The organism is Phycisphaerae bacterium (assembly GCA_018003015.1).
Lineage (GTDB): Bacteria > Planctomycetota > Phycisphaerae > UBA1845 > PWPN01 > JAGNEZ01.
The window spans coordinates 20328-46761 of the sequence record JAGNEZ010000008.1; the positions used below are offsets into that span (position 1 = coordinate 20328).

General features: G+C 63.9%; 19 protein-coding genes. 13 read left to right on the top strand and 6 right to left on the bottom strand.

What is annotated here, in order from left to right; genetic code table 11:
- Positions 1-6: 6 nt before the first annotated feature.
- Positions 7-1056: a type II secretion system protein gene (locus KA354_05420; protein MBP7934072.1), complete on the bottom strand. Its 1050-nt coding sequence runs from the start codon at positions 1054-1056 to the stop codon at positions 7-9.
- Between the two features lie 250 nt (positions 1057-1306).
- Between KA354_05420 and KA354_05425 the strand changes: the two genes are divergently transcribed.
- Positions 1307-2356, top strand: a complete 1050-nt coding sequence (locus tag KA354_05425) for a glycoside hydrolase (protein ID MBP7934073.1) — start codon at positions 1307-1309, stop codon at positions 2354-2356.
- A gap of 550 nt (positions 2357-2906) precedes the next feature.
- Positions 2907-8540 carry a lamin tail domain-containing protein gene (locus KA354_05430; GenBank protein MBP7934074.1) on the top strand — a complete coding sequence of 1878 codons (5634 nt, stop codon included), beginning with the start codon at positions 2907-2909 and terminating at the stop codon, positions 8538-8540.
- 10 nt (positions 8541-8550) lie between these two features.
- On the opposite strand, the gene recO is transcribed toward KA354_05430, so the two are convergent.
- From recO to rimO, 5 genes are read right to left on the bottom strand one after another with little or no spacing between them, the layout of a single operon-like run.
- Positions 8551-9270, bottom strand: a complete 720-nt coding sequence (recO, locus tag KA354_05435; protein MBP7934075.1) for a DNA repair protein RecO — start codon at positions 9268-9270, stop codon at positions 8551-8553.
- Positions 9271-9301: 31 nt separating this feature from the next.
- A complete protein-coding gene (locus tag KA354_05440) occupies positions 9302-10195 on the bottom strand; it encodes an undecaprenyl-diphosphate phosphatase (protein ID MBP7934076.1) in 894 nt (297 codons plus the stop codon).
- Between the two features lie 56 nt (positions 10196-10251).
- Positions 10252-10767 carry a phosphatidylglycerophosphatase A gene (locus KA354_05445; protein ID MBP7934077.1) on the bottom strand — a complete coding sequence of 172 codons (516 nt, stop codon included), beginning with the start codon at positions 10765-10767 and terminating at the stop codon, positions 10252-10254.
- Complete coding sequence (gene pgsA / locus KA354_05450) at positions 10764-11381, bottom strand: CDP-diacylglycerol--glycerol-3-phosphate 3-phosphatidyltransferase (GenBank protein MBP7934078.1); 618 nt, start codon at positions 11379-11381, stop codon at positions 10764-10766. The genes KA354_05445 and pgsA overlap by 4 nt, the downstream gene beginning before the upstream one ends.
- 39 nt (positions 11382-11420) lie before the next feature.
- Positions 11421-12917, bottom strand: coding sequence for a 30S ribosomal protein S12 methylthiotransferase RimO (gene rimO, locus KA354_05455; GenBank protein ID MBP7934079.1), 1497 nt, complete (start codon positions 12915-12917; stop codon positions 11421-11423).
- Between the two features lie 815 nt (positions 12918-13732).
- On the opposite strand from rimO, the gene KA354_05460 reads away from it, so the two are divergent.
- The 11 genes from KA354_05460 (at position 13733) to KA354_05510 (ending at position 26411) form a co-directional block, all read left to right on the top strand.
- The gene (locus tag KA354_05460) at positions 13733-14422 is read left to right on the top strand and encodes a DUF547 domain-containing protein (protein ID MBP7934080.1); all 690 of its coding nucleotides are present in this window, start codon (positions 13733-13735) and stop codon (positions 14420-14422) included.
- A gap of 35 nt (positions 14423-14457) precedes the next feature.
- Positions 14458-16161: a M20/M25/M40 family metallo-hydrolase gene (locus KA354_05465; GenBank protein ID MBP7934081.1), complete on the top strand. Its 1704-nt coding sequence runs from the start codon at positions 14458-14460 to the stop codon at positions 16159-16161.
- 211 nt (positions 16162-16372) lie between these two features.
- Entirely contained in the window at positions 16373-16528 is a 156-nt protein-coding gene (locus tag KA354_05470) for a hypothetical protein (protein MBP7934082.1), read from the top strand.
- Positions 16529-16543: 15 nt separating this feature from the next.
- Positions 16544-18778 carry an alpha/beta fold hydrolase gene (locus tag KA354_05475; GenBank protein ID MBP7934083.1) on the top strand — a complete coding sequence of 745 codons (2235 nt, stop codon included), beginning with the start codon at positions 16544-16546 and terminating at the stop codon, positions 18776-18778.
- Between the two features lie 109 nt (positions 18779-18887).
- On the top strand, positions 18888-19514 hold the full coding sequence (locus KA354_05480) for a hypothetical protein (protein MBP7934084.1): 627 nt from the start codon (positions 18888-18890) through the stop codon (positions 19512-19514).
- 15 nt (positions 19515-19529) lie between these two features.
- Positions 19530-20303 (top strand): hypothetical protein, encoded by a 774-nt coding sequence (locus KA354_05485; protein MBP7934085.1) that lies wholly within the window; start codon positions 19530-19532, stop codon positions 20301-20303.
- Positions 20300-22027 carry a V-type ATP synthase subunit A gene (locus KA354_05490; GenBank protein ID MBP7934086.1) on the top strand — a complete coding sequence of 576 codons (1728 nt, stop codon included), beginning with the start codon at positions 20300-20302 and terminating at the stop codon, positions 22025-22027. The genes KA354_05485 and KA354_05490 overlap by 4 nt, the downstream gene beginning before the upstream one ends.
- Positions 22024-23325, top strand: coding sequence for a V-type ATP synthase subunit B (locus KA354_05495; protein MBP7934087.1), 1302 nt, complete (start codon positions 22024-22026; stop codon positions 23323-23325). The genes KA354_05490 and KA354_05495 overlap by 4 nt, the downstream gene beginning before the upstream one ends.
- A 58-nt stretch (positions 23326-23383) precedes the next feature.
- Positions 23384-24094, top strand: a complete 711-nt coding sequence (locus KA354_05500; GenBank protein MBP7934088.1) for a V-type ATP synthase subunit D — start codon at positions 23384-23386, stop codon at positions 24092-24094.
- Positions 24091-25857, top strand: coding sequence for a hypothetical protein (locus KA354_05505; GenBank protein ID MBP7934089.1), 1767 nt, complete (start codon positions 24091-24093; stop codon positions 25855-25857). The genes KA354_05500 and KA354_05505 overlap by 4 nt, the downstream gene beginning before the upstream one ends.
- A 17-nt stretch (positions 25858-25874) precedes the next feature.
- Positions 25875-26411, top strand: a complete 537-nt coding sequence (locus KA354_05510; GenBank protein ID MBP7934090.1) for a V-type ATP synthase subunit K — start codon at positions 25875-25877, stop codon at positions 26409-26411.
- Positions 26412-26434: the final 23 nt, after the last annotated feature.

A 26434-nucleotide genomic window follows, 5' to 3' on the forward strand; every position in this document is an offset into this window, starting at 1 on the left:
TCCGGCTCAGTTGCACGAAACATCGTTGGGCAGGCACGGGTTGCTGGTGCCCTTCCAGTTGCGGACGGTCTCGCAGTGCCCGTCCAGGAAGGCGGCGTTGGTCCGTCCGTCGGTGAAGCGCGGGGACCTCGGGTCGGTGTCGGCCTTGGTTTCGCCCATGGTCAGGCCGAACTTCCTGGTGGTGGTGTGGAACGCCCAGCCGGGGATTGCCATGTCGCCGTTGGGCGAGATCGAACTACTGTTGCCCTGCACATAGGGCCACGTCCCGCCGGCCCGGATGCCGCCCGATCCCTGCATCTCGCCGTACCAAGCATCGGCGAACATCCACTCGGCGCTGGGCCGCGGTATCACCTCGATCTTCTTGGGCACCCTCTGTCCGGGTCTCAGACCGTTGTTGCGGTCAAACTCGCTTCGCCCGCTGCCGTCGGTCACGGACCACTGTTCCCAGGTGTAGCCATGGTAGATGACGCCAAAGTAGAACGGCGGCTTGGTTCCGTGGCGAGGGTACTGTCCGGCCGTATTCACGCCGCTCCCCGAATCCTCGGTGACTTTGGCGCTGTTGACGATGTAGTGGAACGGCCGGTAACCCGCATAGCCGCTCCAAGCGCCGGAGTCGATGATCTTCTTGATGTTGCGGGTCATGATGCCCTCGGCGGTTGGGCAGGTGGAGACCTTGTCGGTCAAGCTGCCCGTCCGCGAGGCCTCGGTGAAGTACTTGCGGATGTAATGGACCAAGTGAGCCCGCCGATAGTACCCACCCGCCGACGTAGGGTCATTGGCGTCCCTGCTCAAGTAGAAGGCGTCGTATGTTTCCCGGAAGAGCATTGGGTGCAGGGGACCGGGCAGGTACGACTTCTGGTCCGTCACGTACATCATCGTGGCGGTCCCCACCTGCCTCAAATTGGATGTGCACTGCGCGGAGCGAGCACTTTCCCGGGCACGGGTGAGGGACGGCAGGAGCACTGCGATCAACAGGGCAATGATCGCGACGACGACAAGCACTTCGATGAGTGTGAAACCCCGCCCGATGCTGTTCCCGCGATTCCGTCCCAACATGACTCTGCAAACCTCCCTGCCCCGTCAAACCGGCCACTCCGACGGGTCGACAGCGCCCCGCCGCAGTACAATCGCCGTGGCGTCAGCCCGGGTGTCGCAGGACATCGCACGGCATGAGGCCATTATAGCATACTGCCGTCTTCAGGGAATACACCTGCTGAACCGACCGGGATGGGTTCTCTTGCCACCCGCCATTCAGTCACTACACTCATTCCGCGGCGAGGCAAGGAGGCAGAAACATGGAGGTCTCATGTCGACCACACCCCCTTCCCTTTTGATGGGTCTGCTCCTGGCCACTTCTGCGGCGGCTTGGGCGGCGTCTCCCGAATCCGGTCCCGCGGCCAGCGTGGCGGGTGCCGACCTGCTCGCAGGCGAGTTCCGATGGACCACCGGTCCGCCCTTGGTGCGCCCTGCCGACCGTCCGGAAGACCCCTGCCAGGCGATCAAGGATCCCACCATTGTCCGATACCAGAACCGCTGGCACGTGTTCTGCACGATCCGCAGCGAGAAGCGTACCCACCAGATCGAGTACCTGGCGTTCGCCGACTTCAAGGACGCAGACAAGGCATCACGGCATGTCCTGCAGGTCAGTGACGGGTACTTCTGTGCCCCTCAGGTATTCTACTTCACCCCGCAGCGGCGTTGGTATCTGATCTACCAGGCGGTCCTCGACGGCGAGAAGGGGATGGTGCCGGCCTGCTCGACTTCCGCCAATCTCACTGATCCAGCCTCCTGGAGCCGACCGATCGCGCTCATTGATCGAAAGCCCGACCACGTGAGCGCCTGGATCGACTTCTGGGTGATCTGCGACCGTCAGCGGGCCCATTTGTTCTTCACCTCACTTGACGGGCGGATGTGGCGAAGTGAGACGGGACTGGCCGACTTTCCGCGCGGATGGAGCCGTCCCGAGGTCGTTCTCCAGGATGACATCTTCGAGGCCGGCCACACCTACACCCTCAAGGGGATGGACCGCTATCTCACCGTCGTGGAAGCCCAGGCTGACGGCCGGCGATACTACAAGGCCTACCTGGCCGACACCCTGGGCGGGAAATGGAGACCACTAGCCGCCACCCGCGAGCGCCCTTTTGCCTCCCCGGTCAACGTGAGGGAGATCGCGGGGCACTGGACTGATTCCTTCAGCCACGGCGAGTTGATACGCACTGGCCACGATGAGCATCTCGAGGTGGACCCGGCTCGGCTCAGATTCCTGTTTCAGGGCGTTCTTGACGAGCACAAGGCGGGCAAGCCCTATGGCCGGATTCCCTGGCAGCTCGGACTGCTGGAGTGGGTCGCACGATGATCATCACCGTTCAGTCGACTCGCTTGAGGGCCGCCCGCTGACCGCTTCTGCCGCTCTTCATCCACGGGGGTCTTCGCACCCCCGCACGTCTTCGTGGCTCGTTCCCAGAGGTATTCGGGCGGCATCCGAGGTGATTCCTGACCGCATGTCGCTCAGGCGAAGCCTCTCCAACGCGGAGAATGGCGGGTGAGGGGCCGCTGTCTGGTCGGCGGCCGGCGGGAACTATTCAGCCACAGTACAAGTCTTGGACTGGGCGCAGATTCTGAACAACGCCTCCTTGCCCATTCAGCCAAGCCGTATGGCCTCCAAGCCGATGCCATCCACGAGACGACCAGGCACCGGCATCCTGTTGACTGATAACTGTGATGATCGCGCGCAGGCTGCCTGCTTTCGCCGATTCATCGTCCCCAGTGATGGCTCTCGACTTGCGCTTCTCGAGACCTTTATTCTTGCCGCAAATGCGGATGCCAGGTATGATGAGATCACACGAATCGTCGCGGTTTCACCTACAGACTATCGTGGATGATGGCACATTCACGGGAGATACAAAATGTACGTTTCATGGCCGCGGGCGTTTTCATGCGGAGAGTCTTCGCGCCTCCTACTGACGCTCGTCATCATCGGCAGTCTGCCGGCGGCATGGATCGGTGATCCGGCTTTTGTCCGCGCTCAGAGTGTCATCTGCCAAGCCTGCGATCTGGATGGGGACGACGACATTGACCAATCGGACTTCGCGAAGTTCCAGCTCTGCTATAGTGGATCCGGTATTCCCCAGGCAGACCCGAGCTGCGCTTTCGCCCGGTTCGACTCCGACTCGGACGTAGACCAGGACGACCTGACCCTGCTTGCCGCCTGTGTTTCTGGCCCGATGGTTCCGATCCCGCCCGGACGGCTGTACATCACCGAATTCATGGCCTCGAACTCCGCCACGATCGTGGATCCCGATGAGCCAACCGAGTATCCGGACTGGATCGAGCTGTACAACGACACTCCGGCGCTCCTCGAGCTGGGCGGAATGTACCTCACCAACGACCTCGATCAGAAGACCCTGTGGCGCATCCCTGACGGCGTGCGGATCGAGGGCGGCAGCTACCTGCTGTTCTGGGCGGACAACGAAGCAGAGCAAGGACCGCGTCACACCAGCTTCAAGCTGCCGAAAGAGGGTGGTGACGTCGGCCTGATCGCGCCCGACGGTACGGCGGTCATCGACAGCCTGAGCTACGGCACCCAGAGTACCGACATCTCGCTGGGTCGCGTGCCTGATATCAGCAGCATCTGGGAGTCCGTGCAACAACCCACGCCTGGCCAGCCGAACATCCACAAGCTCGATGAAGCCAAGGTTCTGATCACCGAGATCATGTACCGCCCCTACGCCGCCGAGTTCGCCCCTGAGCCGACCGGTGAGGAGTTCATTGAGTTGTACAACGCGGGTGATGCTCCGGTGGACATCAGCAGCTGGAGGTTGTCGGAAGGTGTCAGCTTCAAGTTCCCGGCCGGCACAGTGCTCGGGAGGCACGAGTACCTGACCGTGGCGGCCGATCTCGCGGCGTTTCAAGCCAAGTACCCGACCGTGACCCACGTTGTGGGAGGATGGACCAAGCGGCTGAGCAACGACTCCGAGACCGTGTCCCTCGTAGATGGAGGCGGCCGCGGCATCGATCAGGTCCAGTATGCCGACGAGGGCGACTGGGCGGTCCGCCAGCGCGGCCCGCTGGACCATGGGCATTATGGCTGGGAGTGGTACACGGCGTCGGACGGGCTGGGCTCCTCGATGGAACTGACCAACGCGGCCCTGCCCAGCAAGTACGGCCACAATTGGGCGGCCAGCACGGTTGCAGGGGGTACGCCCGGGGCGCCTAACTCCACGGCGTCCATCGACATCGCCCCGATCATCGGCGACGTCAAGCAGACGCCGATCATCCCCCACTCGGACGAAACCGTACTCGTGACCGCCCAGATCATCGACGAGTCCACGACGGGCCTGAGCGTGAAGGTCCGCTATCGGCGCGACGGCACAGACACGTTCACCGCTCTGGACTTGCTCGACGACGGAAACCACGGCGACGGCACCGCGGGCGACGGCGTGTACGGCGGGACGTTGCCCGCCCAGCCCAACGGCACGATCGTCGAGTACTACTTCGAGGCCACGGACGCCGCCGGCCACGTGCGGCATCAGCCGGCGTTCGCCCTGCCCACGAACACACCGCTGGCCAACCGACTCTATCTGGTGGACGACGCGTTTGACCCGACGTGGCAGGTCGGCAGACAGCCCACCTACTACATCATCATGACCGCCGCCGAGAGAGCCGAGCTGGCCGACATCGGCGACTCGAGCACCGACGGCATCAGCGAGCAAGAAAGCAACGCCCAGATGAACGGCACGTTCGTCAGTGTCGACGAGGAAGGCGTGAAATCGCGCTTCAACGTCGGCATCCGCAACCGCGGCAAGGGCACGCGCACCGGTCCCCCCAACAACTACCGCATCAACTTCGTCACCGAGCATCTCTGGAACGACATGGCTCAGCTGGTTCTCAACTGCCGGTACCCGTGGCTGCAATTGATGGGCAACCAGGTCTTCCAGGCCGCCGATTTGCCCAACGCCGACACCAAGTTGGTCCAGGTGCGCGTGAACGGCCAGAACCTGGCCCAATCCGGACGCCTCATGTACGGCTCCTACATGTTCCTTGAACCCTATTCGGGCGAATGGGCGGAGAATCACTTCCCCGACGACGACAACGGCAACGTCTACCGCTGCATCGGTTTCGTCGGCTCGCCCCAGCGGTTCGCCACGCTCACTTACCTTGGACCGGACCCGGCGTCCTACCGGCTCAACTACAACAAGGACAGCCATAGCTCGCTCGAGGATTGGGCGGACCTGATCAATCTGGCCAACGTGCTGACCTATGCCCCGGACGCCACCTACGAGCAGGACGTCGCCGGCGTCATCAACGTCGATCAGTGGTTGCGGTGGTTTGCAGTTCAAAGCCTCCTCGGCAACGCGGAAACGAACCTGGGCAACGGCGTGGGTGACGACTACTCGATGTACAGTGGCGTCACGGACCCCCGATTTGTTGTCCTGTCTCACGATCTCGACACCGTGCTCGGGACCGGCAACGGCACTCCCGCGACGGTGGCCGATTCCATCTGGCTGGCCGCAAAGGTGCCCAACATGAAGAGGTTCCTGCAACACCCGGCGTTTTGCCATCGATACTATCGCCAGCTGCGCGAGCTGATGCAGACGGTCTTCGCTCCCACCCAGTTCAATGCCATGGTAGACAACCTGCTGGCCGGTACGCCCGCCACGGCCGAGGCGGCGGCCATGAAGCAGTTCGTCGCCAACCGGAACGTATACGTCATCTCGCAAATCCCTTCCGCGCTGACCATCCAGAGCGATCTGCCGACCCTGGCCGGCCACAGGTACAGTACCCAGGCGATCGCCGCGCTGTACGGGCAGGGCAATGCGTATGACACCCGCTCGGTGGTCGCCAACGGGCAGATCGCCCAATGGGATTGCGTCGCTGGAACCTGGAAGATCGGGACCAGCGGCAATGTGGACACGATCACCCTGGTCAGCAAGGGTTCCACATGGCGGTATCTGGACAACGGCTCGAACCAGGGAACGGTCTGGAAGGAGACCGGTTTCAACGACAGCTCATGGAAGGGACCGCAGGCCGCCCGTCTGGGCTACGGTAATGACGGGGAGACCTTACCGGCGCTTTCATACGGATCGGATTCGAGCAACAAGTACGTCACCTATTACTTCCGGCGGGCTTTTTCTGTGGGCGATTCGACCAAGTACACCGGCCTCAAGCTGCGACTGCTTCGCGATGACGGGGCGGCGGTGTACCTCAACGGCACCAAGTTGACCCTCCCGCAGACGGTCGACAACATGCCCGACACCTTTGACTGGACAACCCTGGCCAGCAGCAATGTCGGAGATGAGGAAGAAGACACCTACTACGAGGCCAGCATCAGTCCGAGCCTGCTCACGCCGAACACCACCAACGTGATCGCGGTCGAGGTCCATCAGTCCGTGCGGGACAGCACGGATCTCGGCTTTGACCTGGAGCTGGTGGCCGAAACGTCGGCCATGACCCTGGTCAGCAAGGGTTCCACATGGCGGTACCTGGACAACGGCTCGAACCAGGGAACGGCCTGGAAGGAGACCGGTTTCAACGACAGCTCATGGAAGGGACCGCAGGCCGCCCGTCTGGGCTACGGTAATGACGGGGAGACCTCGCCGGCGCTTTCATACGGATCGGACTCGAGCAACAAGTACGTCACCTATTACTTCCGGCGGGCTTTTTCTGTGGGCGATTCGACCAAGTACACCGGCCTCAAGCTGCGACTGCTTCGCGATGACGGGGCGGCGGTGTACCTCAACGGCACCAAGTTGACCCTCCCGCAGACGGTCGACAACATGCCCGACACCTTTGACTGGACAACCCTGGCCAGCAGCACGGTCGGAGACGAGGAAGAAGACACCTACTACGAGGCCAGCATCAGTCCGAGCCTGCTCACGCCGAACACCACCAACGTGATCGCGGTCGAGGTCCATCAGTCTGTGCGGGACAGCACGGATCTCGGCTTTGACCTGGAACTGGTGGCGGAAACCGTGGCCTTGACGACCGGCGTACCTCTGACACCAGGGCTTAACACCTTACTGATCCAGGCCTTCGACGGTCCCGACGGCGCAGGCCAGGAGATCGAGCGGGGCACAATCGATATCCTCTACGACGACACGACCCAGAACGTCCTGTCGGGAACCCTGTCAAGTGACAAGACCCTGAGCGCCGCTGTCGGCCCGTGGCACGTCGCGGGCGACGTCACCGTCCCCGCCGGGGTCACCCTGACCATCGAACCGGGCGCGAGCCTGTTCTTCCAGCCGAGCACGGGCTTGACCGTGAACGGCAGACTGGTCGCTCAGGGGACCGAGGCCGCCCACATCATCCTGACCCGGGCGCCGGGTACCACCGGAACCTGGGACGGTCTGGCTTTCAACAGCACACAGCAGGCCAACGTCGTGAGTTATGTTGACCAGAGCTACGGGGATGCCCAAGGCCATTCGATCGGCGTCACCTCTTCGCGGTTGCTGCTGGACAACGTGACCTGGAGCAACGTGACCACCACCATGCTGGAGGTCGATCACCCCTCGATCGTGGTCCAGAACTGCGTCGTTCCGGGAGCCGGCTCAAAGGAGCTGTTCCACGGACTGTATCTCAGCGGCTCCGAGTACTTCATCATTCAGAACACCACCTTCGGCGTGCCCACCGGTTACAACGACGTGATCGACTTTTCGGGCTGCAAGCGACCGGGGCCGATCCTCCAGATCTACAACTGCACATTCCTGGGCGGACGCGACGACGGCCCGGACCTGGACGGCACGGACGCCCACATCGAGGGCAATGTCTTCACCGACTTCTACTGGGGCACCGGCAACCCCGGTACCAGCAGCGCGATTTCCACCGGCATACGGCTCGACTTGAATTCGGAGGTCACCGTGGTGCGCAACGTGTTCATCAACTGCGATCACGCGCTCCTGCTCAAGGAGGATTGTTTCGCCTGGTTCGAGAACAACACCGTCTACGATAGCAACATCGCGGTGATCAACTTCGGCGAGCCGGAGCGGGGCTACACGCCGGGCCGGGGTGCCGCCCTCGACGGCAACATCCTCTACGGCTATCCGCTGGTCTTCCAGAACCTAGACCTCAACCCCAACCTGCAGCTGACGATGAACCGTACGGTGGTCGCCGCCAGCGAACATGGCTACGGAGTGGGCAACATCGACGCCGATCCGCTGTTCGTCAATCCCCCGGCTGATCTGCACCTGCAGCCGGACTCCCCGGCCATCGGTGCCGGTCCCAACGGATTGGATATGGGTGCGTACGTGCCCGGAGGAGCTTCGGTCTCAGGCGAGCCAAACGGGATCACCGATCACACCACCGCGACCCTGACCGTGGCCGGCCCCGGCGTCACCCACTACCGCTACCGGATCCGCGATGACGGAACATGGGGCCCTTGGACCACGGTCGATCGACCTGTCAATGAAGCCCTGACGCTGACCGGCTTGCAGGACGGCCACTCCTACGCTGTTCAGGTCATGGGTCGGAACTCGGCGGGAATCCTCGAATCCGAAGTTGACGCCGTCACCTCCAGGACCTGGGTCGTGGACACCAGTCCCTGACCGCCGGGTGCTACCCGGTGACATGCCGCACCGAAGTCGTCCGCCCCATGGCCTGGACAAAGGCGTGATCGAGGAGTTCGACGACGCCGCGTGCCTCGGGCCCGTCGAATCGTTGTTCCCGGAGAGCGGTAAGGACGGACGCCGCGACCAGCCGCGTGCCCGCCTGGGTCGGCAGGCACCGCCGACAGACCAGCCCTCCCTGATGGGCGGCGTAGTAGGCGCCTCGACCGGCAGGGGCCGGCCGGTCACAGATCACGCAGCGACCGAGGTCCGGCCATAGTCCGACGGACTGGAGCAGCCCACACTGGAAAGCAGCCGTCAGCGGCAGAGCCTCGTTGCCTCCGGCCAGGCCGGCGAGCAGGGCGTCCAGGCCGTCGAAGACGTCCGGGTGGGGATCCGCTTCCTCGCACATGGCGGCCGTGATGTCGGCCGCATACTGGGCCGCGTACCATCGCCTGATTTCGCCCCGAAGTGCCAGGTAGGGCTCGGTCTGCCGCCACTCGCTGACCGTACCCAGACCGCCTTCCGTCCGCAGGCAAGGTCGATAGGACAGGTCGCCGCGCTCGAGGAGGTCGATACCGGGGGTGAACTTGGTTTTGGTGCTTCGCTTGACGCCCTTGGCCAGCAGACGATGCAGCCCGTGACGGCGGGTCAGGAACACGAGAACCTGGCTGGTCTCGGAGTAGTCGAGCCGACGGATGACGATGGCCTGGTCATTGACGACGTGCATGAGCGGACACCGCAGCGACGGGCAGGGCCTCCTACCCGCGACCTCGTTCCACGAAGAAATATCCCAGCACGACGATTCCCAGGATGATCCGGTAGATCGCAAATGAGGTAAACCGGTGCGTCTGGATGAAACGCATGAAGACCTTGACCACCAGCCAGGCGACGATGAAGGAGACCGCGAAACCGACGGCGAGGGTCAGGAGCTGCGAGGAGTCGATCTCGTTGATGTGTTTGAGCAGTGAGTAGCCGCCGGCCGCGAACATGGTGGGGATGGCCAGGAAGAACGAGAACTCCGCCGCTGCCGAGGACGACAGGCCGAGCAGCAGGGCTCCCATGATGGTGGCCGCTGACCGCGAGGTTCCCGGGAAGATCATTGCCAGACATTGGGCGACGCCGACCAGGAAGGCGGTCGTGAGCGTGACCGAGGCAGCATCCGTGATCTTCGAGTTGCGGACGAGATACTCGATGAGGAGGATGGCGACCCCGCCGACCACCAGGGCGCAAGCGACCACGAAGGTCGTCTTCATGTGAGCCTCGATGAAGTCCGCGGTGAGCATGCCGATGATCACGGCAGGGAGAAAGGCCACGAGGATCTTGCCCAGGATGTGCTCCTGAACGAACGCCTTGAGAAGTCCGAGCAACGGCCCCGGCCTGGCCAGCGAGAGGGCGACCGGGGCGTGCCTTCGACGGACCGCGTCGGCCTGCTCGAAGGTTAGCTTCCACAGGCGGGTCCAGAACAGCGCCGCGACCGCGAGGATGGCCCCGATCTGGATGAAGACATCGAAGGTGCCGCTCCAGAAAGGGTCCTTCTCCGGAATCCCCAGGAGCGGCTCCACCAGGATCATGTGTCCGGTACTCGACACCGGCAGGAACTCGGTCAAGCCCTCCACGACACCCAACACCACTGCTCGCAGAACATCAGTCATTTGGCCTCACTTCACACAACAGGGGCGGCGCCCCGCCCGGTCCAGGGGTATCGGGCTCAGCCGGCCACGATCAGTCGAAGGACGACCTGCCCGATGACGTTGGCGTACACCCCGGCAGCAAGATCGTCCATGAGAATGCCCCAGCCCGCCGGCAGCTTCTCCATGCGTCGCCCGGGCGGCGGCTTGAGCACATCGAACACCCGAAACAGGAAGAACTGGAGGGTCAGGGCGATCAGCGTCCGGTTCAGCGACGCGCTCGGAAGCGGGATCAGGACCAGCGAAAGCCACTGGCCGGCGAACTCGTCGATCACGACCTGCCCCGGGTCGCCCTCCTTGGGCGAGCGTCCGGCGTAGTACTGGGCCGCCCACGAGCCATAGGCCACGCACACCCATCCCGCCCCCAACGTCAAAATGACCCAGGCCGCATTCAGAACGAACGGCGTGCTGTCCACCTGCCGCGCCATCAGCCAGAGAACGAAAGCGATCACGACGGCCCCGGCCGAGCCGAACGTCCCGGACGCCACCGGCGCGTATCCGAGTCCAAAGCCGCTCATCAGGGCGCGACGCATCATGAAGTGGGCACCGAGGTTTGCGAAAGGACGCCCTTGGCGGCCCACACATAGGAAACGCCGGACAGAAGGGTCACCGCGATCATGAGGTAGATCACGAACGGCCGGGCCTGCACCAGCATGGGGGAACCATGCGGATGGGCCACGGTGACGAGGATCCAGACAATGGTGAACGACTGCAAGAACATCTTGGCCTTGCCGTGAAGGTTGGCGCCGAATGCCTTTCCGCCCGCCTCAGTCACGCCGCGGAGACTGGTCACCAGCAGTTCGCGGCCAAGAATGACCACCACCATCCAACCGGAGACACCGCTAACCATTTCCCCGCCGGGATCCACGAAACCCTCGCCGGCAAGGAATACGTAGCCCCCGATGACGAGGATCTTGTCCACGAACGGATCGATCACCCGGCCAAAGGACGTGACCTCATTCCATCTGCGGGCCAGGTAGCCATCGACGACGTCCGAGAGGGCCGCCACCAGGAACAGCGCCGTGCACCAGTCAAGCAAGCCGGAACTGGGCACGATCGCCCGAGCATCGTACTGTGCCAGGCAGACGAAGAAGATGATCGCCAGCACCAGCCGGCCGAGTGTAATCTGATTGGGCAGATTGATTCGCATTCCGAGTATGAGCCGCCTCCTTGCCACTCCGGTGCGACCCTATCGAGGGCCGTCAAGCAGAGGCAGGATATCATCCATCGGACGAGCGAGCAAATCGTAACCATCAGACCTGTGGCATCGGACGCGGATCACTTGGGCGGATCTGAGCTTGCGGCCGGTGAGGTAGGTGACCGAGTCAACCTCGGGGGCCTGCCCGGCGTGGCGGCCGACGAAGCGGCCCTTGTCGGCGGAGCCGTCAACCAGAACGTCGAACGATCTCCCGACCTGGGCGGCGGCATGAGCGAAGGCCACCTGTTGCTGAACCTCCATGATGGCGTTCGCCCGGGCCTCCTTTTCCTCGGCCGGCAGCTGGCCTTTCATCCGCCCCGCGGGCGTGTCCGGCTCAAGCGAGTAGGGAAAGACGCCCACTGCCGAGAACCCAGCCCCTTTCACGAAATCGAGCAGTTCCTGGAATTCAGCCTCGGTCTCGCCGGGAAAGCCGGAGATGAACGTCGTTCGGATGGTCACGCCGGGAATGCGCCCGCGTATCCGCTCCAGCAGCCGCTCGGTCTGAGCCCGGGTTACCCGGCGATGCATCGCCTTCAGCACCCGATCATGGATGTGCTGCAGAGGGATGTCCACATACTTGACCACCCGCTCACATTCACCGATCGCCGCGATCATGTCGTCGGTGAAGACCGAAGGGTAGGCATACAGAAGGCGTATCCAGCGAGTCCCGTCGAGCCGGTCCAGCTCGCGAAGCAGGCCCGCCAGACCCGGCGTGAAGCCGATGTCCTGACCATAACTGGTGGTGTCCTGGCCGATGAGGTTGAGCTCCAGGGCCCCGTCGGCGATCAGTTCGCGGGCCTCAGCCAGGATCACATCCAGCGGCTTGGAATGCAGTGGTCCGCGGATCGAGGGAATCGTGCAGAAGGTGCACTTCTGGTTGCAGCCTTCGCTGATCCGCAAGTAGGCGTAGTGGCGGGGAGTCAGCCGCAGCCGAGCGGTGTCCAGGTCCACGTGGGGATGGTACTTGCCCAGGTAGAGAGCAGGCTCGGACCGTGCAGTGGACCTGCGTCCCCGGGGACCGCGCCCGACCTCGAGGACCGCCTTCACCACGTCTTCGCGCCGGTGCACACCGACCAGGGCATCAATGCCGGGCACGTCCGCAAGCAGCCGCTCGCCGTCACGCTGAACCAGACAGCCGGCCACGACTACGCGCCTACATCGCCCCTTCGTCTTCTGCCGGACGGCTTGGGCGATGGCCTCGTGGCCCTCGGTCCGCGACGCTTCCAGAAAGCCGCAGGTGTTGATGACGATGACATCCGCATCGGATTCGTCGCTGGTGATGGCAACACCGGCCTCCGCCAGCTGGCCAAGCATCTTCTCCGAATCCACCAGGTTCTTGGCGCAGCCCAAGGCCACGAAGGCAACGGTCGTCGGTCGATCAGTCCCCAAGGAAGTCCTCACCAGCGAGCTCGGTTCGGGTACGCGTCCGGCCCGTACGGGAGCACAGTGCCCGGCACTGGAGCGATGGCTCCTGCCATGCGTGCTCATTCTAATCCCTCCACACGGGCACGGCCAGCCAGTTCCCCGCCCCGGCCGGGCGCCCTGGGCAAGACATCCTGCTGCGCACCAGCGTACTCTTTTTACCTCGATATGCCATTGTCGCGGGGATCGCGGGCCCACCCCGAGATCCGCGAACCTCGGCCCGGGCAACCTGACCAACCGACCCCTTCGCGGCTGGAATGCCCTCCCGACCCGGCGTCTCCGGTCGCGTCTCCCGAACCCGCGCCCCAACCCTTGGACAGGCAGCGGCCACCTTGACGGAGTCTATTCCAACCCTCCAAAGCCCGTCAGAACGGCCTCCGGCCCCCGCCAAGGCCCCCCAAACGGGGATAAGCGGCCCTGCACCGGGTTTACTGTGCGACTGTATCTCCCACATTTCCGATGTATGCGGCCATTTTTGACTAATTGGGGGTTGCGGACCTTACCGAGAGCCGGTTAGGATAACTTAAGCCCGAGGCATCCCCCCCAAAGCCCGTCTGGTTCACCCCGGCCAGACGGCACCGCCTCGGGTTTTTTATTGCCCTCGACGAACGCATTCGCTTCGGTACAATGACGCCGCCAACGATCCGTGAATCGGCGCGATCAGAAAGGGGACCACGCGGATGTCAAAAGGCCGCAACGCACGCGGGCGTGTCTCGCCACCCGTGATAGCTTCCATCCTCACGGGACTCTGTTGTGTTCTCACTACAGGTTGTGCGGACCTGACGCTGATACCCAATCCTGCGTTGGCGCCTAAGGAGAATCCCCCCATCTACAGGGATCGGGACTGGTCAGAGGTTCTGAGTGACCACGTCCGAGATGGCTTGATCGACTACGAGAAGTTGGCCGCTTCCCGCGAACCCCTGGACCGCTTTTACGCGCTGATCAGTGTTACCGGCCCGTCGCGCACGCCGGACCAGTTGAACTCGCGAACAGCGAAAACCGCCTATTGGATCAACACGTATAACGCTTTGGTGCTGCTGGCGGTCCTGCAACGTTATCCGTGCTCTACTGTCTACGACCTGTCCATGCCGGTGCTGGAACAGGATTATCGATTCATGGTCGATGGTAAATCGCGCAACATGTCCGAAGTGGAAGCGGAGATGCTCAAGGACAGCAGTGGAGATGTGCGGGCGATGTTCGCCACCAGCCGAGGAGCGCTAGGTACGCCGCGGCTGATGAGCGAACCCTATCGCCCGGACTACCTTGAGAGCCAACTGACACAAGCGGCACTGAAAGCCCTGGACAACCCGGATCTCTGCGCCGTGGATCACGTCGGCAGGTCGATATTCGTGTGGCAGAACGTCCTGCGCCGCGAGCAGGAGTTCGTGGCCTACTGGCAGGTGCGCCGGCGTGTGAGGACGGCGTACCTCTACAATGTATTGATGGACATGGCCTCACCGAACCGCCAACAGGCCTTCCAAAGCGCCGTCGGATACCAGATCCGGCCCATCCCGTTCAACCGCAGGCTCAACAAGTGGCCTGTCGACGGATCGTCAACGGGTGGCAGGTGACGGAGAGCCGGACGGTCGTTGCGAGCAACCGACTGATGAACAGCAAACTGGACATCAAAGTGGTGGAGTACATCCGGGAAGCCGCCAAGAGCGAACAATTCGCGACTTACCTCAAGAACACGCTGGTCGAGCTGGTGAAGTTCAACACCGCTCCAGACGACGACTTGTATGCCAGTGCGAGTCGAGAGAAGGCCTTCTTCGACTGGGTTGAACGTGAGGTGAGGCAGATTGCAGGCCAAGAGATCGCAGTCGAACGACCGGCGGTCGATCCGCGCATCGCCGACGATCCGGCCTACTCGCCCCCGGGATACGCCGCGGGGCCTGGCGGCCAAGTACCTCCGGCGGGCCAAGTCTACGCCGGCCGCACCAACCTCCTGATCCAGGTGCCGGGCAAAGGGCCCCAGAGCCGGGCGGCGGCCATCCTACACGCCCACGCGGATGTGGTTTCGCCCTGGTTCGGACCCAGGGAAGCCGGCAGTCGGGTTTTCGGCCGGGGTTCCTGCGACAACAAGGCTCAGATCGCCGTGATCCTGGCCGAGTTGAAGCTGCTCGGCGAGCTCCGCCAGAAACTGGGATACGAGCTGGCCAACGGCTTCGTCATTCAGCTTGCCATCGACGAGGAGATTGGCGGCAACGGTTCGCTGTCGCTGAGCATGGACACCCGGTTCGCCCGGTTACCCGTGCTAATGCTCGAGTCAACGGACCTTGTACCGTACTGCGCCCACCGCGGGGCGGTGTACTACCGCTGCCGGCTCTCCTCCAGAGGATTGCCCAACGTCGGGGCGGTCGAGATGTTCCCGCTGGTCGTCTACCAGCTGGAGAAGGAAGGCCGGCGGATCAAGGAGGAGACCAACGCCCCGCTGTTCACGCCCGACCACGTCCAGACCAACCATGGCGTGCTCGGGCCCTACGGCAAGCACCCGGGCAGCGTTTGTGACCACGTGGCTCTTGAACTCATCGCTCGCTCCGGGGCCAAACCGGAACGGATGGCGATGAAGATGGGCGAGTTTTTTGAGGACGCCCTGGCGGAGTATGTGAAGGTCTACGGTGACAAGACCAAGGTCACGGACTCGGCTACCGGCAAGCTCAAGGTCGCCAGGCACTTCGACATCAAGGTGCTGCCGAACGCGACGACGCAGAACTTCCGCATCGACATCTACGGCAAGAGTGGACACATGGCCGCGGTGGCGGACTGCGACAGCGCGATCACCAAGGCGGCCTACATGCTCGGCGGCCTGCTGCGGATCGCCCCGAACTTCCCGAACATCAAGGCTACCGGGCGATTTGCCGACGGTGGCGGCGATGACCAGGAGATCGTGCTCGAAGGCGGGCAGGGTTTCACGCCATCCCACCGGATGGCCGACATCCAGGACCGTATGGCCGCCGCCGCCCGGCGCGGCGTCGAGTCCTACTGCAAGCTGCGTCGCTTCAAGTTCGACGAGGCCATGGTGCAGATGTCGTTCGATCGATTGCACAACGATGCCTATGCTGACACGCCAGACAGTGTCCCGATGCAGGCTCTGAAGGCGGCCTTCGCCGCGATGGGCTCGCCCTGGCCGCAACCGGTAGCCTGGCAGACGAGTTGCGACGCCAGGATCTACCACCATAAAGGGCATCCAGTGGCCATCTTCGGTGCCGGCAGGCTCGAGGCGGCCCATGGCGAGGACGAGTACGTGGATATCCCGGATCTGCAGAAAGCCCTGGCGGTCAGCACCCTGGCCACCCTCGCGTTGACCTGATCGGGTTGGCGCACGCGTGTTCCTCCGAGTTCCAGGGAAGCCCATTTCATGCCGTGCTGCTTTCCGAACTCGACAACCATCACCGTCCCGAACGGTCTGCTGAGGATCAAGCGTGGGCCGCCTCCCCGGCGAGTCGACCACGAAATCCTGGAGGCGAGCATCGACCAGATCTGCTGCCAACGGAGAAAACGCGGGGGGCCGGAGGAATCAAGTGGCCGACGAGGTCAACGCCGTGCTGACCCACAACCGGAAGATCACGCTGGCGACCTCGCTGCACGATGAGGACGAGGCCTTGCTCATTGAGCAGGTCCGCGAAGAACATCCGGACATCGTCAATCGACGAGTGCCGGGCGAGTACCGATTCTGATCGAGGTGGATCACCATGCCGACAGTGATTGTTCGATGGATCGTTCTATCCGCGCCGATGTGGACCGCAACGACCGGCGTGCAGGCCCAGGCCCCGGCTGCGAGCGAGGAGTGCCGGCTCCTCGCGCCACCGCTGTCGTGGTTCGACGCGTGGAGACAAAAAACGGGCGAAAAGACCCCGGATTTCGCGTCAATGAGGTCGTGGGCGGATCTGCCGCCGCTATTGCGGTTCGAGGACGGCTCGCCGGTGCGGACGGCCGAGGACTGGGGGAGACGCCGGGCCGAACTGCGCCGCCTGCTTTGCGACGACATTCTCGGGCATGTCCCGCAGGAAGTACCGGCCCTTGCCAAGGCCGAGATCGTTCGTGAAGACAAGCTGGCCGGGGGCGCGCGACGCGAGGTCCGGCTGACATACTCGACTCGGGCAACGACTGTCCCGGAAGTACCTGTTACGATCGAACTGCTGGTGCCCGACGGAACAGGCCCTTTCCCGGTCTTCATGACTCAGTCCACCCACCGGCGCGTCGGGCTCATCGGCCTGGCGCGCGGCTACCTGGTGTGCATCTACCCGGGCGGCGACGGCAATGATCAGGGTGACAAGTTCGCCGAGGCCTATCCCAAGGCGGATTGGGGCAGGCTCACCCGGCGAGCGTGGCTGGCCAGCCGGGTCCTCGACTACCTCGTGACCCTGCCCGAGGTGCGGAAAGATCAGATCGCCCTTACCGGGCATTCACGTAACGGCAAGCAGACGATGATTGCGGCCGCCCTGGACGAGCGTTTCACCGCGGTCGTTTCCAGCAGTTCCGGCACCGGCGGGGACTCCCCGTTCCGGTTCGTCAGCGAGACGGCATTCGAGGAGAGTGTCGAGTTCATGTCTCGCCAGCAGGGGACCGCCGACTGGTTCCATCCGCGAATCCGCATGTTCACCGGACGCGAGGACAAGCTGCCCACCGACATTCACGCCTTGGCTGCCTTGATTGCCCCGCGATTCTGCCTTTTCTCCACGGCGTGCAACGACGACGTGACCACGACCTTCGCCGTGGAGCGCAACTACGTAGCCAACCGCGAAGTCTACCGGCTGTTGGGCAAGCCGGAAGCTCTGCGAATCCGCTGGCGCGAAGGGGGCCATGAATGGAATGCCCAGGACGCGGAATCCTACTTCGATTGGTTCGACCGTGCGTTCGGACGGAACCCATTCGAGTTCCCGGAGCAGCTGTTCCATGCCTTCGCTTGGTCGGAGTGGAAGGCTAAACAGGTCTCCGCTTTGCTGCCGCCGCCAACCGGCAAGGATGCTCGACAGGCCGTTCTCTGGGCCTTGGGCGAGCCACCCGTGAGTGGTATCGATCCCGGCGGCACCTATTGCCGGGAGGTCGCCCACGAATCCGCCCTGATGGGCCGCGAGGACGGCAAGCCGAAGGAGGTGACTCGCCTGGCGATCAGCTTCGGGCACAATGTGCGGGGCGACCTGTTCTATCACGCCAACGTCAAGGACCCGATGCCTTGCGTCATCTGGCTGCACCCCTACTCCTTCTCCTCGGGCTATACGGGGGGGTACATGCTGGGCCCGCGAATCTACCATAGCCTGGCCCAGAGAGGGTATGCCGTCCTGGCCTTCGATCAGTTGGGCTTTGGCCGGCGACTGGCGGAGGGTCGGGACTTCTATGGGCGATACCCTCGTTGGTCGAAGCTGGGGAAGATGGTAGCGGACGTCCGGGCCGCGGTCGATTTCCTGACCGGCAAGGGCGGACCGGCTGGCCCGGGTCAGAACGGCATCGAATTGCCGCCGATCGACCGGACGCGCGTTTTCTGCGTCGGCTACTCGCTCGGCGGCACGGTGGGGCTGTACTCAGCGGCCCTGGACGACCGGATCACCGGTGTCGCTTCTTTTGCCGGCTTCACCCCGATACGAACGGATACCGATGCCAAGCCCACCGGGGGTCTCCGGCGACTGTGGGAATGGCACGGCCTGATCCCGCGACTGGGACTGTTCCATGAGCGCGAGGGCGAGCTGCCCTATGACTGCGAGGATCTCCTGGCCATGATTGCCCCTCGTCCGTGTCTGATCGTCTCGCCGATCCACGATCGGGAGGCCAGCCTGTCGGACGTCACCGCTTGTGTCGCCAAGGCTCGGGCATCGTGGGAGTCCAAGGGTGCTCCGGCCGCTCTGACCCACCTGACGCCCGACGACTACAACCGCTTCCAGGGCGAACAGCAGCGGACGGTTGCGGATTGGCTCGAGCAGTCGAAATAGGCACAACAAACCGATCCGAATCGTCCTCGGCGGGTTTTCACGGACCGCGTTTCCGCCTACGATAGCAGGCTGCGGACCCGGATTGGACCGGGCCTGCGGGAGTGCGGTCATGGCTGGAACAATCGAGGCATTTGTCGAGAAGCTGCAGGCCGAGGGGGTGGAGGCCGGCCGGGCTGAAGGGGAGAAGATCCGCAGCGAAGCCGAGCGGAAGGCCGCGGCGATGATCCAGGAAGCGGAGAGCCGGGCTCACGGGATTCTGGACAAGGCCGCAGCCGAATGCCGCGTCCTCCGAGCCCGCACCGAGACGGAGCTGCGCCTGGCGGCACGCGATACGGTTGTTCGGCTGCGCGAGACGCTGACTCGCGCCCTGCGGTGTGTTCTGGACAAGGCGGTCAGGGATCAGCTGGCCGAGCCGACTTTCCTCGAGAGAGTCCTTCACGATGTCATCATGGCCTACGTCAAGGCCGACGTCGCCGGTGACGAATCGGTCACGATCAACGTGGCCCCGGAGATGCGCCAGAAACTCGCCGCCTGGGCGGTCTCGTCCCTGCAGGCGGAGGCTCAAGCACAAGGGGTGACAGTCAATCTTCTCGGCACATTGAAGGCCGCCGGGTTTGAATACCAGGTGACGGAAGGCACGGTTGACGTCACCGCAGAATCGGTGGTATCGATCCTCTCCGAGCTAGTGGGCCCCGAGCTGCGCAGGCTGCTGGCCGAGGCCGGGGCCACAACCTGACAGGAGACTGCGGACATGCCGGGCCGACCGTACTACGACCTTGCCTCCCTGCCCGCCGTCGGCGAGTTGGGTAGCCCCGCGCCGCTGAATGCCGAACAGCTGCTCGAACGCTTCGAGCGGGAATCGTCTGCCCGGACGCTGATGGAGACGTTTTTCCTGTTCGACGATCTCGTGCAGCGAGAGGCATTCCTCGCCGGGGAGATTCAGGAGACTCATCCGGTTGTCCTTAGCGTTCCGGAAGCCCGCGGGGAGAGTCCGCTACCGCCCTACCTCGCCGGGTTTGGCGTCGATGACGGCGCGGCGGAAGATGGATTGAACGCTCGACATCGGGCGGTCGAGGTGGACAGTCTCTGGGAGGCCTACTTTCGCTACGCCGCCGGGGTGGCCGAGCGAACCGGGAGCGGCGTCTTGTCCGGCTGGGTTCGAAGTGAAGTCGGGCTTCGGAACGCCCTGGCGACGGCCCGCGCCCGGCGGTTGGGGCTGGATCCAGCCGACTACCTCGTGGCGTCCGATCTGGCGGAAGGCGGCCGCGACTTCGCCGCCACCGTCAATGACTGGGCCTCCGCGAGGACCCCCCTGGCCGGCCAGCAGGTCTTGATCCAGGCTCGTTGGGCGTGGCTGGCGGAGCGCGATCCGTGGTTCACCTTCACCGACGACGAGTTCGCCGTATATGCCGCCCGCATCATGCTGCTTGAACACTGGCGGCGGATCGTGGAGGCGAACGAACGCCGGGCGGCGGGCGAACCCGTCCACGGGGCATCGGGGACTGTGGAAAGGGTGAGCTCGTGACAGGCAAGATTGCAGCCGTCTATGGAAGCCTGGTGATCGCCGAAACCGGTGATCGCGTGGTGCAGAACTCGGTGGGTTACTGCGTGCGGTCGGACGGCGTGCGGCTGCTCAGCGAAGTGGTTCGGGTGCGCGGCCGGCGCGCCGATCTCCAGGTCTTTGAGGACACCCGAGGACTCAAAGTCGGCAACGCGGTCGAATTCACCAGGGAGATGCTTTCCGTGGACCTCGGTCCCGGGCTGCTCGGGCAGGTGTTCGACGGGCTCCAGAATCCGCTGCCGCAATTGGCGGAGAAGACGGGGTTCTTCCTTCAGCCGGGTCAATACCTGCCGGCCCTGCCCATCGACCGAAGCTGGAGCTTTGCCCCGGCGGTCAAGCCTGGCGATCTCGTGGTGGCCGGCAGCACGTTGGGCACGGTCCCCGAGGGCATCTTCACCCACCAGATCATGGTGCCGTTCGGCTGGCAAGGCACATTCACGGTCGAGCAAATCGTCGCCGACGGCGATTACACGATCAACCAGGAAATCGCGGTGCTGAGCGACCTGAACGGCCAGGGGCAGACGGTCACCATGCAGCAGCGCTGGCCGGTGAAGGTGCCCCTGAACGTCTCGCGCCGGCGGCTGATGCCCACTGAACCCCTGGTAACCCGTGTGCGGATCATAGACTCGATGTTCCCAATCGTGCGCGGGGGAACATACTGCATCCCCGGCCCGTTCGGAGCGGGCAAGACCGTGCTCCAGCAGATCACGTCGCGAAACGCCGAGATCGACGTGGTGATCGTGGCGGCCTGCGGCGAGCGGGCCGGCGAGGTGGTCGACACGCTGCGTGAGTTCCCGGAGTTGACCGACCCACGAACCGGCAAGAGCCTCATGGATCGCACCATCATCATCTGCAACACGTCGGCCATGCCGGTCGCGGCCCGTGAGGCATCGGTCTACACCGCGGCAACGCTCGCCGAGTACTACCGGCAGATGGGGCTTCACGTCCTGATGCTGGCCGACTCGACATCGCGATGGGCCCAGGCCATGCGCGAGTTGTCCGGCCGGCTGGAGGAGATACCCGGGGAAGAGGCGTTCCCCGCCTATCTGGAGAGCCGCATCGCGGCCTTCTACGAGCGGGCGGGAGCGATCGAGCTCCGGGATGGCCGTATCGGTACGCTGACTATCGGGGGCACGGTGAGCCCTGCGGGCGGCAACTTCGAAGAGCCGGTCACCCAGGGTACGCTCAAGGTCGTCGGGGCGTTCCACGGCCTGTCGCGGGCCCGCAGCGACGCCCGGCGGTATCCGGCGATTGATCCGCTCGATTCCTGGAGCAAGTATACGGGCATCATCGCCCCGGCGAAGGTCCGGAAGGCCCGCTTCCTGCTCTCGCGCGGGAACGAGATCCGCCAGATGATGACCGTGGTGGGCGAGGAAGGCACCTCCACGGATGATTTCACCGACGCCCTGCTGGCGGACCTCTTCGACAACTGCTTTCTCCAGCAGAACGCATTCGATGAGGTTGACGGGGCCACCCCCGCGGAACGACAGGTATTCGCCTTTGACAAGATGCTCGAGGTCGTCGACGTCGGCTATGACTTCGCGGACAAGAACGAAGCCCGTGCGGCCATCGTCAGGATCACCGATCTTTTCAGGAACTGGAACTACGCCGCCACCGACAGCGCGGAGTACCGGCGACTGCTGAGCGAGATCGATCGATTCATCGCCACCCGAGGGCGCCAGGCATGAGGAAGTACTACAACGAGATCAGCCGTATCGCCGGCAACGTGGTCACGGTCCGGGCCGGGGAGGTCGGCTATGACCATCTGGCAGTGATCACCTCGGATCGCGGTGAGTCGCTCGCCCAGGTTATCCGCCTGGAAGGCCAGCAGGTCAGTTTGCAGGTGTTTGCTGGCACACAAGGCGTGTCCAACAACGACCGGGTCCGGATGCTGCACAAGCCCATGCAGATGCCGTTCTCCGAGGCCCTGCTCGGCCGGGTGTTCGACGGATCGGGCCGCCCGCGCGACGGACGCGGCGAGGTCGATGCCGAACGGGTGAGTACCGGCTCGCCGCCGGTCAACCCCATCAAGCGCCGCCGGCCGGACAAGATGGTCCAGACCGGCATTCCGATGATCGATGTGTTCAACTCCCTGGTCGAATCGCAGAAGCTGCCGATCTTCTCGGTTGCCGGCGAGCCGTATAACGAATTACTGGCCCGGATCGGCCTCCAGGCCGACGCGGAGATCATCATTCTCGGCGGCATGGGCTTGAGGCACGACGACTACCTCAAGTTCCGTCACACCTTCGAGGAGGGCGGGGTGCTCGGACGGGCCATCATGTTCGTCCACACCGCGGCGGATCCGGTGGTCGAGTGCCTGATGGTGCCGGACCTGTGCCTGGCGGTCGGCGAGCAGTTCGCATTGCAGGGTAAGCGAGTTCTGGTGTTGCTCACCGACATGACCGCGTTTTCGGACGCCCTCAAGGAGATCGCGATCATCATGGAGCAAATCCCGTCGAACCGCGGCTACCCCGGCGATCTTTACACCCAGCTTGCCCGGCGCTACGAGAAAGCGGTCGATTTCGACGGGGCCGGCTCGATGACCCTGCTGGCCTGCGTGACCATGCCCGGCGGCGACGTCACCCACCCGGTACCAGACAACACCGGTTACATCACCGAGGGGCAGTTCTACCTGCGCAACGGGCGGATCGAACCCTTCGGATCGCTCTCGCGGCTCAAGCAGCAGGTCAACGGAAAGACCCGCGACGACCACCGGGCGATCATGGATGGCTGTATCCAGTTGTACGCCCTCTGCCGCGAAAGCCGCGAGAAACGGGACATGGGCTTCGAGATGTCGGACTGGGACAACAAGCTGCTCAAGTACGGACAGCTGCTCGAGGAGCGGATCATGGACCTGTCGGTCAACATTCCGTTGTTCGAGGCCCTGGACCGCTGCTGGGCGATTCTGGCCGAGTGCTTCGAACCGGCCGAGACCGGCATTCGCCGGACGATCATCGAGAAGCACTGGCCGAAGAGCGCGTCGTGAGGTTTCGAGGACACCGGCGGGACGCCGATGCCGCGTGCGGGGCACAGCACCCCTGAGAATGGACGAGGGAACGGATAGAACCGTGGCCGCGAAGGTCAAACTCACCCGCCCCGAACTGAAGCGCTACAGAGATGCCCTGCATCGCTTCCAGCGCTATCTGCCCATGCTGAAGCTCAAGCAGCAGCAGCTGCAGATCGCCCAGCGAGACATCGCCCGCAAGCGTCGCGAGGCCGAGGCGGCGTTGCGGGCGGCGGAGGCCGAGTTCCGGAGGTTCGAGGGCGTGATGGCCGATCTGGCTGGCGTGTCCGTGCGCAGATTGGCCGACCCGGTCGAGGTCAGGACCTCGAGCATGAACGTGGCCGGCGTGTCTGTTCCCGTGTTTCAGGAGGTGGTGTTTGCCCCCATCTCATACAGTCTGTTCGGCACGCCGCCGTGGGTGGACCAGGTGGTTGAAGGCTATCGCGAACTGAACCGCCGCAGCGCACAGATGGACGTCTACGCCCGCCAATACGAGTTGCTCACCCGGGAGCTGACTCGGATCACCCAGCGCGTCAACCTCTTCGAGAAGGTGAAGATCCCGGAAGCCCAGGAGGCCATCCGGGTCATTCGGATCAAGCTGGGCGACGAGATGACCGCAGCCGTCGGCCGGGCCAAGATCGCCAAGAGCAAGCTGGCTGCGGGCATGGAGCCCCTGGTCCTCGCCGAGGGCTCGGACACGGGCCCGGTCGGCTGGAGCGAGACAAATGACCCCGAGGAGGCGGGCGGATGATCGTTCCGATGGCCAAGGTGTTCGTCGCTTACCGAGCTCGGGATCAGAATCGCGCGGTTGATGTCCTCGGTGATCTGGGCGTCATCCATCTTGTGCCGATCGACCCGGCCAAGGCCGCTCCTCACGAGAAGACGCTGGGCGAAATCGCGGACATTGAGCGGGCGATCCGGATCGTGTCTGCGATCGCGCCGGCCGGCTCCCCACCACCCTTATCGCCGCTCGACGCCGCCCGCGAAGTCCTGGCCATCCGGAATCAGGCCACCGACCGGCGCAACCGACTTGCCGCCCTGGATCATCAACTGCGGCAGATCACCATCTGGGGCGATGTGCGGCTCGACCGGATCGCGTTGCTCCGCGGCGCCGGAGTCGATCTGCGCTTCTGTTCCGTGCCAACCCAGGATGTCGCCGCGATACATGCCCAGGTCGTCCAGGTGTTCAGCGAGCTGCCAGGCAGGCGCTTCCTGGTCGGCGTCGCCAGCCGCGATGGCAAGATCCGGCTGCCCGAATCCGCCGCGGAGTACCCCCTGCCCGAGCGAGATGCCCCGTCGATCCGGCAAGAGGCCGCGGAACTCGACGCCGCGGGCAAACAGGATGCCCTTCGCCTCGCTCAGCTGGCTTGCCTGGCTGACGCGATGCGCCAGGCCGTGCCTGGAATGCGGCTGCGTGCCGAGGTCGACGTCGCCCAGCGCAGCGCCCTGGACCGCGACCTGCTCTCCGCCTTCCAAGGGTGGGTACCAGCGAAGGAAGCGTCCTCGCTGGCCGGCAAGCTCGCCCAATCAGGACTTGACGCCGCCGTCCAGGTTCTCGAACCGGAGCCCGAAGAACACCCCCCTACCCTGATCCGCTCGCCCAAGTGGGCGGAGCCGATCGAGGGTCTGTTCAAAATGCTCGGCACGGTGGCCGGATATCGAGAGTTCGACGTCTCCGTGCCGTTTATGATCGCCCTGCCGCTCTTCTCGGCCATGCTGATCGCCGACGCCGGCTACGGAACCGTGTTGTTTCTTCTGCCACTGGTCTTCCGCGCAAAGCTCAAACGCCTTCTTGGCGCGTCCATGACGCATCTGCTCATTGTGATCGGCGCTGCCGCCATCGCCTGGGGACTGGTGATCTCCAGTTTCTTCGGCGTTGAGCTCTACTCACCGTTGATACGCGTGGATCTGAGCGAGGAGTCGCGAACCCTGATGATGAGGATCAGCTTCCTCATCGGCGCCGTACACGTCAGCTTGGCCCAGTGGTGGCAGGCAGCCCGGCTGTTTCCTGATCAATGCTTCCTCGGCAAGGTCGGCTGGGGGGTGTTCATCTGGGGCATCCTGGGCGTGGTCCAGATGTTCGTCCTGCGATCGCCTTTCGGTTGGGACACGGTCTATCCGTACCTGCTGATCACGGGTGGCACCCTTGCCGTTCTGTTCGACAACAGCCATCGCAACCCCCTGAAGCGGGTTCTGCTGGGCACGGCGAATGCCCCGCTGGCCATGCTGGGCACCTTCTCGGATGTCATCAGCTACGTCCGTCTCATGGCCGTGGGTTTGGCCGGCAGCGTCCTGGCGGTGAGCTTCAACAACCTGGTCGGCACCCTGGGCTTCTGGCCCCTGGTGGCCGTGGCCTGGCTGGCCGCCCACAGCCTCAATCTGGCCCTGTGCATGATCGCCCTGTTTGCCCACGGCGTACGACTCAACGTACTGGAGTTCTCGAACAACCTGGGGATGCAGTGGACCGGCTATCCCTACCGACCGTTCACCAAGACCGCAGTTCAGGAGGACTGACCATGGTATCTGAGGCGATGAGTTCCCTGGCCCACACCAGCTTTCCGGCAATCCTCGGTGCCGCTGAGCCGGCCAACGTGTTCGGCACGGTGGGCGTGGCCCTGGCCCTGGGTCTGGCGGCCATGGGTAGTGCACTTGGCATCGGGGCCGCCGGTCAAGCCGCCGCGGGAGCCTGGGGCAAGGAGGCTCGATCCGGCAAGCCCTTGAGCTTCACCTACATCATCATGGTCGGCGCCCCGATCAGTCAGACGCTCTATGCCATGATCGTCATGAACCGCCTGGGGGCACTTCTCAAAGACGCCCCCGACTTGGCGGCGGCGAACACCGGCCTTCTGCTGGGTATCGGCCTGGCCACCGGTCTCGGCGAGATGTTCTCGGCCTGGATGCAGGGACAAATCGGCGCGGCCGGCGTGCGAGCACTCAGCGACGGTGAAGGCAAGGGTTTCGCGTTCATCATCATCGCGTTGGGCATCGTCGAAACCGTCGGCATCTTCACCATGGTCTTCATGCTGGGCATGATCCCTTCCATTCCAGCGGCCGTACAGGCCGGCTGATCTTGTGCCCGGGACCATGGGCG

What these genes read in the sequence shown, in the direction of transcription:
- KA354_05420 (MBP7934072.1), bottom strand. Translation starts at nt 1,056, where the DNA reads ATGTTGGGACGGAATCGCGGGAACAGCATCGGGCGGGGTTTCACACTC.
- KA354_05425 (MBP7934073.1), top strand. Translation starts at nt 1,307, where the DNA reads ATGTCGACCACACCCCCTTCCCTTTTGATGGGTCTGCTCCTGGCCACT.
- KA354_05430 (MBP7934074.1), top strand. Translation starts at nt 2,907, where the DNA reads ATGTACGTTTCATGGCCGCGGGCGTTTTCATGCGGAGAGTCTTCGCGC.
- recO (MBP7934075.1), bottom strand. Translation starts at nt 9,270, where the DNA reads ATGCACGTCGTCAATGACCAGGCCATCGTCATCCGTCGGCTCGACTAC.
- KA354_05440 (MBP7934076.1), bottom strand. Translation starts at nt 10,195, where the DNA reads ATGACTGATGTTCTGCGAGCAGTGGTGTTGGGTGTCGTGGAGGGCTTG.
- KA354_05445 (MBP7934077.1), bottom strand. Translation starts at nt 10,767, where the DNA reads ATGATGCGTCGCGCCCTGATGAGCGGCTTTGGACTCGGATACGCGCCG.
- pgsA (MBP7934078.1), bottom strand. Translation starts at nt 11,381, where the DNA reads ATGCGAATCAATCTGCCCAATCAGATTACACTCGGCCGGCTGGTGCTG.
- rimO (MBP7934079.1), bottom strand. Translation starts at nt 12,917, where the DNA reads ATGAGCACGCATGGCAGGAGCCATCGCTCCAGTGCCGGGCACTGTGCT.
- KA354_05465 (MBP7934081.1), top strand. Translation starts at nt 14,458, where the DNA reads ATGAACAGCAAACTGGACATCAAAGTGGTGGAGTACATCCGGGAAGCC.
- KA354_05475 (MBP7934083.1), top strand. Translation starts at nt 16,544, where the DNA reads ATGCCGACAGTGATTGTTCGATGGATCGTTCTATCCGCGCCGATGTGG.
- KA354_05480 (MBP7934084.1), top strand. Translation starts at nt 18,888, where the DNA reads ATGGCTGGAACAATCGAGGCATTTGTCGAGAAGCTGCAGGCCGAGGGG.
- KA354_05485 (MBP7934085.1), top strand. Translation starts at nt 19,530, where the DNA reads ATGCCGGGCCGACCGTACTACGACCTTGCCTCCCTGCCCGCCGTCGGC.
- KA354_05495 (MBP7934087.1), top strand. Translation starts at nt 22,024, where the DNA reads ATGAGGAAGTACTACAACGAGATCAGCCGTATCGCCGGCAACGTGGTC.
- KA354_05500 (MBP7934088.1), top strand. Translation starts at nt 23,384, where the DNA reads ATGGACGAGGGAACGGATAGAACCGTGGCCGCGAAGGTCAAACTCACC.
- KA354_05505 (MBP7934089.1), top strand. Translation starts at nt 24,091, where the DNA reads ATGATCGTTCCGATGGCCAAGGTGTTCGTCGCTTACCGAGCTCGGGAT.
- KA354_05510 (MBP7934090.1), top strand. Translation starts at nt 25,875, where the DNA reads ATGAGTTCCCTGGCCCACACCAGCTTTCCGGCAATCCTCGGTGCCGCT.